Source organism: Mycobacterium sp. (assembly GCF_035653355.1).
Taxonomy (GTDB): domain Bacteria; phylum Actinomycetota; class Actinomycetes; order Mycobacteriales; family Mycobacteriaceae; genus Mycobacterium.
In genome coordinates this window covers 1-10,392 of sequence record NZ_DASRBZ010000466.1, presented here as the reverse complement: position 1 = coordinate 10,392, position 10,392 = coordinate 1, and the positions used below count along the sequence as shown (strand labels likewise).

Genomic DNA, 10,392 nt, shown 5'->3' with positions numbered 1-10,392 from the left:
CGAGCTTCATGTTGTCCAAGTCGACATAGAAGGCACGGACCTGCTCCGGCGCAGCCGGCACCTCCTCTGTCAATATCCGTTCGGCATACGCGGTCCGCCAGCTCACCGTGGGTACCTAGCGACGGTCGCGCCCAAGCGCGTTGACAAATGCGGTGATTCGGCTGCGGGTGTCCTCTGCCAGCCAGCTGGCCCGCGTCTTCGCATCCACATCCGCGCCGGAAGCGATCGCGGCGTGAGCCGGTCGGTGCAGTTGCTCCTTGGTTGCGCCGTAGGCCGTTGGGGAATGCTCGCCGAGCCGGCGTGCGATCGCAACCGCTTGCGGAACCAGTTCCTCCGGACCGACAACCACATCTACCCAACCGTGGGCCGACGCCGCGTCGACGTCAATGGTGTCGCCTTGCAGCGCTGCCCGGGTGACCGAAGTGCCCATCGCATAGCGGCATACCTCGAGGGCCGCCACCGGGAATGGGACGCCGACTGCCAGTTCGGTGAGGCCGATCGTCCCGGCGGACATGAGTCGGACATCGGCGCACATTGCGAGAACACACCCACCCGCAATGGCATGCCCGTTGACCGCCGCGACTACCGGTGCCGCGTGGTCGAATACGGCAAGGAAGGCAGCGGAGAGCGCGGTGATGAAGCGGTCGGTGTAGTCCGGTCCGCCGTGGATGATCGCCGGCAAGTCGACACCGGCCGAGAAGCACTTGCCAGCGCCGGTGATGACGACCGGCCCCTCGATACGGCGCATTGTCGCGACGACGTCGTCGAGCAGCTCGAGGTCTAAAGCGTTAACCGGCGGGTGGTCGAGTCGGACTAACGTCACACCGTCGACGGCTTCGACTGCGGTCCCGCTGTGCGGCATAGCGATATTCTCCACAACCCGGACCGACGTCTTCAGCCGGAAAGCATGGTGGTCAATTCGGAATTCTTAGTGCCTCTTGCTCGGAATGACGATCACAACGATCAGGGTGAGGATGCTGAAAAACAACCCGAGGATGCCCCACCCAAGCGGATTTCGCCCTTTCATTCCGGCGATCACCGCGCATACGATCGCGGCGATGATGCTGCCAATGGCCACGAATATCGCCTTGATGCCACGCAAAATGAACCCGGCGGCTTGCGGGTTGTCCTGAGCAGCAAGTATCAGACTATGCAGCATGCTTATCTCCTCTTCGCCGGCGAGCATTCAGCTGTTGCCATGAAAAGACGGTATCTGTTCGCGACGCGAATCGGCACAGATTCGCCAGCTGCAAGGCAAGAATGCTGAAACGCGGTTATCACAGCTCCGGTTCGTTTTTCAGCGCTGTAGGCGGCGCATGCAGCCCGAATAACCGGACACTCTGCTCGCGCATCTCGACTTTGCGCACTTTGCCGGTGACCGTCATCGGAAAATCGTCGACTAGGTGGACGTAGCGCGGAATCTTGTAATGTGCCAGCTTGCCTTCGGCGAAGGCACGCACCGCGTCGGCATCTAGGGGCGGCCGGCCCGGCTTCATCCGGATCCATGCACAGAGTTCTTCGCCGTACTTCTCGTCGGGCACGCCGATGACCTGCACTTCGTCGATGTCGGGATGGGTGTAGAGGAATTCCTCGACCTCGCGCGGATAGATGTTCTCGCCGCCGCGAATCACCATGTCCTTTAGGCGTCCGACGATGGCGCAGTATCCGTCGTCGCGCATGACCCCGAGATCCCCACTGTGCATCCACCCGTCAGCATCGATTGCCTCGCGCGTCAGTCGCTCCTCGCACCAGTACCCCAGCATCACCGAGTAGCCGCGGGCGCAGAACTCACCCGGCTCGCCGCGCTCGACGATGTCGCCGCCGTCCGGATTGATGATCTTGACTTCCACATGGGGGTGGGCGCGTCCGACCGTTGCGGTTCGCCGCTCCAGGTTGTCGTCGACGAGTGTCTGGCACGACACCGGCGACGTCTCGGTCATGCCGTAGGCGATGGCGGGCGTCATGTTCATTTCGCTGAGGCAGCGCTTCATGACTTCGACCGGGCACACCGATCCGGCCATGATGCCGGTACGCAGCGACGACAGGTCAGCGCCGGCTAAGTCGGGATGGTTGAGCATCGAGATGAACATGGTTGGGACGCCGTAGACACCGGTGCAGCGTTCCGCTTCGATCGCGGCCAGGGTCGCTCTCGCGTCGAACGCGGGTGCCGGGATGACCATGGTGGCTCCATGCGTGGTGCAGCCGAGGTTGCCCATCACCATGCCGAAGCAGTGGTAGAAGGGAACCGGGATGCAGAGCCGGTCGTCCGGGCCAAGGTTCAGCAATTCGGTGACGAAGAAGCCATTGTTGAGGATGTTGCGATGCGACAACGTCGCACCCTTAGGGAATCCGGTCGTTCCCGAGGTGTACTGGATGTTGATCGGGTCAGTGTTGGCCAGGGCCGACGATCGGGTTTCGAACTCGCGCGCGGGTACGGATTCGCCGCGGTGTCTTAAGCTGTTCCAGTCGGCAGTATCAAGGAACACAACGTCTTTCAGTTCGTGGCAGTCCGGACGGACCGCGGCGATCATGCTTCGGTAGTCGGACGCTTTGAACTTCGTCATGGCGATGAGCGTGCAGGCGCCTGACTGCTTGAGCACATAGGCGATTTCATGGGTGCGGTAAGCGGGATTGACGTTGACGAGGATCGCGCCGATCTTTGCGGTGGCGTACTGCACGATGGTCCACTCGGCGCAGTTCGGCGCCCAAATGCCCACACGGTCGCCCTTACCCACGCCGAAAGACATCAGGCCCTTTGCGACTGAATCGATTTCGTTGCTGAGCTCCGCATAGGTCCATCGGCGGTTACTGGCGACATCCACCAGCGCCTCAGCATCGGGGTTGACAGCGACGATGCGCTCGAAGTTCCCACCGATCGTCTCTTCGAGGATCGGGGGGTCGGTTGGCCCGGCGTCGTAGGACTTCATAGCTCAGCCCACCAGATCCTCGTATCGGTACTCCGTCGTGATCGGTGTCCCGGCACGGTGTGCGGTCTCTTCGCGGCACCGTAGCTCGACTCGGCGGATTTTGCCTGAGATCGTCTTGGGCAGTTCGAAGAACTCGACCCGCCGCACTTTCAGGTACGCCGGGACGCGGTCGCGCACGTGCTGCATGATCGACCGCGCGGTGTCAGCGTTCGGTTGCCAGTCGGCGGCAAGCGATACGTACGCCTTGGGGACCGACAAGCGGGTGTCGTCGGGCTGCGGCACGACGGCGGCCTCGACGACCGCCGGATGCTCGATCAGCACGCTTTCCAGCTCGAACGGCGACACCTTGTAGTCGGATGACTTGAACACGTCATCGGTGCGGCCGATGTAGGTGATGTCACCGTCTGCATCGCGGCGCGCGACGTCGCCGGTGCGGTAGTACCGGCCGACCATCGCCTGGTCGTGCCCGTGGCCGAGGTAGCCGGTCATCACGTTGACCGGATGCGCGGTCAAGTCGAGACAGATCTCGCCCTCGTCGGCGGGTTCGCCGCCGACCGGGTCGACCAGCACGACGGGCACGCCGGGCAGCGGCCGGCCCATCGACCCCGCTTTGACCGGCTGGCCGGGCACATTGCCGATCAGCAGCGTCGTCTCGGTCTGGCCGTAGCCGTCGCGGATGGTCAATCCCCACGCTCGCTCGACCTGTGCGATGACATTGGCGTTCAGCGGCTCGCCCGCGGCCACGATTTCGCGCAGCCGCTCCGGCCTGTCACCGAGATCGGACTGAATGAGCATGCGCCACACCGTCGGTGGCGCGCAGAACGTCGTCACTCCGGCGCGGCGGATCTGGTCCAGCAATGCTGCCGCGTCGAAGCGGCGGTAGTTGTAGACGAAGATCGTCGACTCGGCGATCCACGGCGCGAAAAAGCAGCTCCACGCATGCTTGGCCCAACCCGGTGAGCTGATCGCCAGGTGCACGTCGCCGGGCCGCTCGCCAATCCAGGCCATGGTTGATAAATGCCCTACCGGATAACTGGTCTGGGAATGCTGCACCAGTTTCGGCGTACTGGTGGTGCCCGAGGTGAAATAAATCAGCATCGGATCGTCGACCGTGGTTTGGGGCGCGAACGGACCGGTAGGGGCGGCGCCTGCCGCGTCGGCGTAGCTGTGCCACCCGTCGACCCGTGCGCCGACCGCGATGCGGCGGTAGTCGCCGTCGATCCCGTCGAACTTGGCGGCATCGGCCGTGTTGGCGACGACGAACCTTGCGCCGCCGCGTCGGATGCGGTCGGTAATGTCGGCCGGACCAAGCGCCGCGGTGGTCGGCATGATCACGGCGCCAAGCTTGGCGACGGCCAGCATCGATTCCCACAATTCGACCTGATTGCCCAGCATCAAGATGACCCGATCACCGGTGCCGACGCCGAGTTGTTGCAGCCACGCTGCAACCCGGTCGGACCGCTCGGCCATCTCCGCGAAGCTCACCTTCTCTTCACTGCCGTCGTCGTCGACTACCCAGAGCGCAATGCGGTCGTTGCCTCGTGCGATGACGTCGAACCAGTCAGTGGCCCAGTTGAAGACGCCGGTGATGTGCGGCCACACGAACCGCCCCGCGAGCACCTCGTCACGCGCGGCGCGATAGCGATCGGTGTTGGTCGCCACGCAGATAGCATCCACCGGCTACCGCGATAGCGGGGGACGGCGGGCGGAGAATACGATTCTCATATCCGGTGAATCCGCGTCTCACTACTGCGGGATAGAAGCGGCCACCTGGTGTAGACGGGCCAGGCTAGCGATGAGGGGAGTTCGACATCATTCGCAATCAGCGCACCGCGCGACGTGCAAGCCTTGCTCCGGCAGTTTGAAGACGGTCGGAGATACGCAGGGAAAAAATCGGATTGAAGATGTCGGTTCGAAGCCGGGTCAGCTTCGAGGTCTTGATGCGCCACTGTCCATCGATCTTGACGTAAGTCTCGTGGTAGTGACCGTAACCGTTGAGGTTCAGTCCGGGCGCCAGCCGAACCACGTCGTGTAGCGCCCACACGCCGTGGGCCGTCGTCGGCGAGGTCAGCTTGATCTCCGGCGCATGTACCTGGTGCACGGTGGGCTGGGAGGGCTTGCCCAACGTTGTACGGATGAATGCGACGAACTCGTCGGCGCCGGCGATGACCTTGCCGCCTGCCTGGGCGGTGTCGCTGACGAAGTCGTCGGTGAAGATGGTGCGCCATGCCTGCCAGTCTTTGGTGTCCAGGTATCGGCAGTACCGGGCTTTGAGCTGTTTGATCGACTCGATCTCCAGCAGAGCGGTGGGGTCATCCATGGCGGGCACCTCCCTCGCGGGAGCAGACGCTAAAGTCCCTGACACGCCCGTATTTTGGGGGCTTTTGCGTCTGCTCGGCGTACATCACGGGTTGCCTCCCATGGCGGCGGCGCTGGCCTCGGCAAACAGCTGGACAGCCTGATTGCGGGTCATCGATCCCAGCATTTGCGCTGCGGCGCGCATGTTTTCGCCGACGATCCAGGTCGGTCCATTGGTCAGGTTGTCGAACGCCTCGCTGACGACCTCGTCGACGGTGGCCGCATCCGGCGGCGGCTGGTCTTCGGAGTTGAGCTGTCCTCGGCTGTGTTCGAGTCGGCGCAGGGCCGGTGTGTCGGTCTTGCCGAGGATCAGGCCCAACACGTCGACGCCCTTGTCGTGCCATTCGCTCCACAGCGCTTCGGCGAAAACCATGTCGAACGCCTTGGTGGGCCCGTATACGACCATGTTGGGGCCGCCGACGAGTCCGGCGCCCGACCCGAAGATGACGATCCCGCCGCGGCCGCGCTGCACCATCGCCGAGCCGAAGTGATGACACAGTTGCATCGGCACCATGCAGTTGCGCTGCACCATCGCTTCCGCAGTTTCGATCGGGTTGGCCAGGAACGGCTGGAAATTGGGATCGGCTCCTGCACAGTAGACCAGGAAGCCGATGTCTAGGTCTTTGGTGGCGTGGGCGATGGACGATGCGGCGTCCCGCTGAGCCAGATCGATTGTCAGCGTGCGTGTTTCGACGCCGGTCCGTTCGATGATTCTGGCCGCAACGTGCTCGAGCACTGCTTGGCGTCGGGCCACCAGCACCACATTGAGACCGCGCTCGGCGAGTCCCTCAGCGAACGCTGCGCCGACGCCCTCGGATGCACCGGCGACCAGCGCCCACGGACCGTACTTGGCAGGAAACGTCACGACGCGCCACCCACCGTGGCCACCCGCACCGTCGTGAAGCGGCGACAGGCGATGCGCCATCGGGCGTCGGTGCGGACTAACTCGTCGTCGTAGTAACCGATTCCGTTGACGCCGGACGTGTTGTCCCCGACCATGATCAGCGCGTCGACGTAGGTCCGTGCTTGGGCCCGGTCTCCGTCGACGGTGATCACCTGGTTGGTCAACCGGTGCAGGGTGTGGCCGGCCGCCGCGTGGGCCTGCCGCATGAATTCGGTGACCGCGTCGACGCCGCGCCACGCGCCGATTTCGCCGTAGTCGAGTTGGCAGTCGTCGGTGAACACCGTGCGAAACAGTTCCCAGTCGCGGCGGTCTATCCCAGTGGCGTAGCGCAGCAGAACATCGGCGATCTCCTGGCGATCGTCGCGCTCGGTCACGAAATATCTCCGTTCGGGTGGACGACGATTCGCGGATTACCTTAACGTGTCGTTAAGGGCCGCCCACGTGGTCAGCGCGTTCCCCGGCGCAGGGTGCCTGCCCACGTGCCAGGCCGACCGTTCGGCAGATGGTTAGGCTGGCGATCTGTGGAAACACCTCGACGCCGCGGCTTCAACGAGACGGTCACCCGGTTCTGGAGTTTTGCGGCTCCCGCCTACAACCTTCCGATTCTCCAAGAGTGGGTGTATCGCCCGCCGCACGATGAGGTGATCGAGCAGTTGCGGCTCCACGGGTCTACCCGCATAGCTGATATCGCTTGCGGCACTGGCATTTTGACCGACAGGATCCAGCGCGAGCTGGAACCCGAGGAGTTGTACGGGGTCGACATGTCCGATGGGATGCTCGCCCAGGCCCGGGCGCGAACTGACCGGGTGCAGTGGTTGAAGGGCCCAGCCGAGCACCTGCCGTTCGACGACGGCGCTCTCGATGCCGTCGTGACGACGTCGGCCTTCCACTTCTTCGACCAGCCCGCGGCGTTACGGGAGTTTCACCGTGTGCTCGCCCCAGCTGGGCTCGTCGCGGTCGCGGCGCTCAGCGCGCGTCAACCTCGTCTGCAGGCGCCGTCGGCCATCCGGTGGAAACCTGCGCACCATCCGTCGCCGGCCGAGATGCGCGCACTGTTCGAAAACGCCGGCTTCACCGTGACCGAGCAACACCGTGTCCGGCGGCCGATCTGGACGAAGATCCTGTCCGACCTGATCACTGTCGGGGTGAAAAGCTAAGCGGTATCGCATACGACATCACTTCTGTGCGGATAGCATCTTGCCGGCATCCTCCTATGAAGGCAGGGCGACATGAGCGGCAGCGGTGTGGTCGAACGCTACTTGGCGTGCCTGGGCGCTCAGGATTGGGATGGACTGGCCGCCACCATCGCCGAGGAGGGCCTGGTCCGCGACGGCCCGTTCTGCGACGTCGTTGAAGGCAAAGAAACCTATATCACCTTTCTGCGCGGTGTTTTCTCCCATCTGCAGGGCTACCAATTGCACGTACAGCGGATTTCCGCTGTGTCCGAACGTCGTTCATATGCTGAACTGACGGAGACGTTCGAGATCGACGGCGTTCCCACCGAGTACCCCGAATGCCTCGTGTTCGAGCAAGACGACGACGGTCTGATCCGGTACGTCAGCGTTTTCATCAAGCGGCCCGGCGGGGAGGCGCGCGTGGAGGGCGGTCGCGCAGGCTAACGCCGGCAACTCACGGTCCTGTCTGATACTCGTCATGGCGGCGTAGCCACGCCGACACCGGTGTGCCGCCGAGCGACTGCACGCACGCGGTGGCTGCACAGTGGTGCTGTGTACCAGGCTGTTTTGTGGTCAGTGTTAGCTAGTAGCCGTAGGTTGGGGACGGCAGAAGCTGAAAGCCGAAGGATGACGCGATGAGGGTTCCGGGCGTAGCCAGCGTTCTCGGCGGCATGACCGACGGAGCGGCGCGGGTGGTGCGAGCCGGCGTGCAGGGCACGGCCGGTGCTGCGGGTGCAATGCAGCTGCTGACCACCCCGGTCGTGCGGTCGGCCGGACGCGTACTCGGGACCGCAGGCAATCCCCATGCCGATGTGCCACCGCCGGTGCGTTGGCACACGGAACGGCGCATGCATATCGACCTGGATCCGTTGCTGCCTTTTCCGCGCTGGCATGATCACGCGGCATCGATCGAGCAGGCCGCGCGAAAGATTCCAGGCGTTTCTTCAGCCCATATCGAGCGCGCCTTGGGCAGGCTGGTGATCGAGCATGAGGAGCACGCCGACAGCGACCGGATCAGGAACACGGTCCGCCAAACAGTGGCATCAGCCGCTGCCTACTCGATCGACCATGAGCCGGCACCTCGGATAGCGCCGTTCGCCGACCCCGGAGATCCGGCGGCGATGCTGGTGCCGTTGACCGCGGCGGCCCTCGATGTGGTGGCGGTCGGCGCCGCGGTTGCCGGGTGGCTCAGCCGGCTGCCGGCCGCCCCGCGAACCGCCCGGGCCGCCGTCGCGGTCATCAACAACCAGCCGCGGGTGCGCTCCGTCATGGAGTCGCGGCTTGGACGGGCGAGCACCGAGATTGCGCTCAGCGCTTCAACAGCGGTGGTGCACGGGCTTGCGCATTCTTTCGGCACACCACTGCTGGACCTGGCGCAACGGGGCTTCCAGATCTCGGAGGCCGCGGCTCACCGCCGGACATGGGGGCAGCGCGAACCTGAGATGGCTTCCCCGCAGCGTCCGCAGGCTCCGGTAGTTCCCGTCATCTCGTCGAACGGGACAAGCCCGCAGGCATCCAGCTTCCCCCAGCCGGATGGTGAAGCCTCACACATCGTGGTCGACGGAGCAATCGACGCCGCGATCGACACCGCTAAGGGCGCGATGCCCGGTCCAGTCGAGCAGTACCTGGATCAGGCGGCGAACGGTTCGCTGGTGGCCGCGGCCGGCACGTTGCTCGCCGGCGGCGGGTCCGAGGCGGTCGCCGACGCGATCTTGGCAGCGGTACCGAAAGCGGCTGTCTACGGCCGCGAAGCCTTCGCCGCGGTGCTGGGGCGTGGGCTGGCCGACACCGGACAACTAGTCCTCGATCGCGGTGCCCTGCGCCGGCTGGACCGAATACAGGTCATTGTCATCGACGGCGCGGCGCTGCGCGGCGACGCCCGCGCGGTGCTGAGGGCGAGCGGCGGTGCACCCGGCTGGGACGACGACCGGGTCTACGAAGTCGCCGACGCGCTGCTGCACGCTGAGCAGCCACCGGAACCTGATCCCGACGAGTTGCCGGCCACCGGCGCACGGCTGCAATGGCTTCCGCCGCAAGGACCCTCGGCGACACCGGCAGAGGGACTGGAGCGCGCCAACCTGGTGGTCGACGGCCAGCGCGTGGGCAGCGTCGAAGTTGGGTGGGAGGTCGACCCCTTCGCGATCGCACTGCTGCAAAACGCACACCGCACCGGGGCCCGGGTGGTTTTGCGCCATGTGGCCGGGACCGAGGACCTGGCCGCCAGCGTTGCGGTCGCTCATCCCGCGGGCACACCGCTGCTGAAGTTGGTCCGCGAGCTGCGCGCCGATCGCGGACCGGTTCTGCTGATCACCGCCCTGCACCCGGACTTCGCCTCCACCGACACATTGGCGGCACTGGCCATCGCCGACGTCGCGGTTGCCCTCGACGATCCGAAGGCGGCGACCCCGTGGACTGCCGACATCATCACCGGCACCGACCTCGCCGCGGTGGTCCGGATTTTGTCAGCGATACCGGCCGCCCGGCGCGCGAGCGAAACCGGTGTGCACCTCGCTCAGGGCGGCAGCACGCTCGCCGGGCTGATCGCGGTCACCGGTGACCCGCAGCAAACCAATCCGCTTGCCGTACGGCGGTGGCTGAGCCCGGTGAACGCGGCCGCGGCGACGGCCCTGATATCGGGCGCTTGGTCGGCACGGAACGTCCTTCGGCTGCCCGAGCCCACCCCGCAACCACTGACCGCCTGGCATGCTCTGGACCCCGAGATTGTCTACTCCCGGCTGGCCGGTCGGTCGAGAACCTTGGCCGCCGAACCCGCTCCGCCGCCATGGCGACGCGTTGTCTATGACTTGTCCGACAGCCCGGTGGCGGCACCGCTGCGCGGGCCGGCACGGCGTGCAGGCCGGTTGCTGTCCGCGACGCGCGCGGAGCTTCGTGATCCGCTGACCCCGATCTTGGCGGTTGGCGCCGCGGCATCGGCAGTTGTGGGCAGCAATATCGATGCGCTTTTGGTCGCGGGCGTGATGACCGTCAACGCGCTGGTCGGTGGGGTGCAACGGTTGCGTGCCGAACG

9 protein-coding genes and 1 pseudogene are annotated in these 10,392 nt (G+C 65.1%); 3 read left to right on the top strand and 7 right to left on the bottom strand.

All coding sequences use genetic code 11. The features are described 5' to 3' along the window. Positions 1–115 precede the first annotated feature (115 nt). The 7 genes from VFA16_RS16105 to VFA16_RS16075 form a co-directional block, all read right to left on the bottom strand. Positions 116–862 (bottom strand): enoyl-CoA hydratase/isomerase family protein, encoded by a 747-nt coding sequence (locus VFA16_RS16105; RefSeq protein WP_324968784.1) that lies wholly within the window; start codon positions 860–862, stop codon positions 116–118. A gap of 66 nt (positions 863–928) precedes the next feature. After that, positions 929–1,159: a deoxyribodipyrimidine photolyase gene (locus VFA16_RS16100; protein WP_324968783.1), complete on the bottom strand. Its 231-nt coding sequence runs from the start codon at positions 1,157–1,159 to the stop codon at positions 929–931. 118 nt (positions 1,160–1,277) lie between these two features. After that, positions 1,278–2,927 carry an AMP-binding protein gene (locus VFA16_RS16095; protein WP_324968782.1) on the bottom strand — a complete coding sequence of 550 codons (1,650 nt, stop codon included), beginning with the start codon at positions 2,925–2,927 and terminating at the stop codon, positions 1,278–1,280. A 3-nt stretch (positions 2,928–2,930) separates the two neighbouring features. Continuing rightward, the gene (locus tag VFA16_RS16090; RefSeq protein WP_324968781.1) at positions 2,931–4,589 is read right to left on the bottom strand and encodes an AMP-binding protein; all 1,659 of its coding nucleotides are present in this window, start codon (positions 4,587–4,589) and stop codon (positions 2,931–2,933) included. Between the two features lie 160 nt (positions 4,590–4,749). Then, on the bottom strand, positions 4,750–5,247 hold the full coding sequence (locus VFA16_RS16085) for a nuclear transport factor 2 family protein (RefSeq protein WP_324968780.1): 498 nt from the start codon (positions 5,245–5,247) through the stop codon (positions 4,750–4,752). A gap of 84 nt (positions 5,248–5,331) precedes the next feature. Further along, complete coding sequence (locus VFA16_RS16080; protein WP_324968779.1) at positions 5,332–6,150, bottom strand: SDR family NAD(P)-dependent oxidoreductase; 819 nt, start codon at positions 6,148–6,150, stop codon at positions 5,332–5,334. Continuing rightward, positions 6,147–6,563 carry a nuclear transport factor 2 family protein gene (locus tag VFA16_RS16075; protein WP_324968778.1) on the bottom strand — a complete coding sequence of 139 codons (417 nt, stop codon included), beginning with the start codon at positions 6,561–6,563 and terminating at the stop codon, positions 6,147–6,149. Before VFA16_RS16075 ends, VFA16_RS16080 begins: the two co-directional genes overlap by 4 nt. Positions 6,564–6,710: 147 nt before the next feature. Between VFA16_RS16075 and VFA16_RS16070 the strand changes: the two genes are divergently transcribed. The 3 genes and pseudogenes from VFA16_RS16070 to VFA16_RS16060 form a co-directional block, all read left to right on the top strand. After that, on the top strand, positions 6,711–7,346 hold the full coding sequence (locus VFA16_RS16070) for a class I SAM-dependent methyltransferase (RefSeq protein WP_324968777.1): 636 nt from the start codon (positions 6,711–6,713) through the stop codon (positions 7,344–7,346). 72 nt (positions 7,347–7,418) lie between these two features. Continuing rightward, a complete protein-coding gene (locus tag VFA16_RS16065) occupies positions 7,419–7,808 on the top strand; it encodes a nuclear transport factor 2 family protein (protein ID WP_324968776.1) in 390 nt (129 codons plus the stop codon). A gap of 191 nt (positions 7,809–7,999) precedes the next feature. Further along, positions 8,000–10,392: pseudogene (locus VFA16_RS16060) on the top strand (cation-translocating P-type ATPase); the annotation flags it as partial.

Coding starts and splice junctions, on each gene's coding strand:
- VFA16_RS16105 (WP_324968784.1), bottom strand. CDS start 862: ATGCCGCACAGCGGGACCGCAGTCGAAGCCGTCGACGGTGTGACGTTA.
- VFA16_RS16100 (WP_324968783.1), bottom strand. CDS start 1,159: ATGCTGCATAGTCTGATACTTGCTGCTCAGGACAACCCGCAAGCCGCC.
- VFA16_RS16095 (WP_324968782.1), bottom strand. CDS start 2,927: ATGAAGTCCTACGACGCCGGGCCAACCGACCCCCCGATCCTCGAAGAG.
- VFA16_RS16085 (WP_324968780.1), bottom strand. CDS start 5,247: ATGGATGACCCCACCGCTCTGCTGGAGATCGAGTCGATCAAACAGCTC.
- VFA16_RS16065 (WP_324968776.1), top strand. CDS start 7,419: ATGAGCGGCAGCGGTGTGGTCGAACGCTACTTGGCGTGCCTGGGCGCT.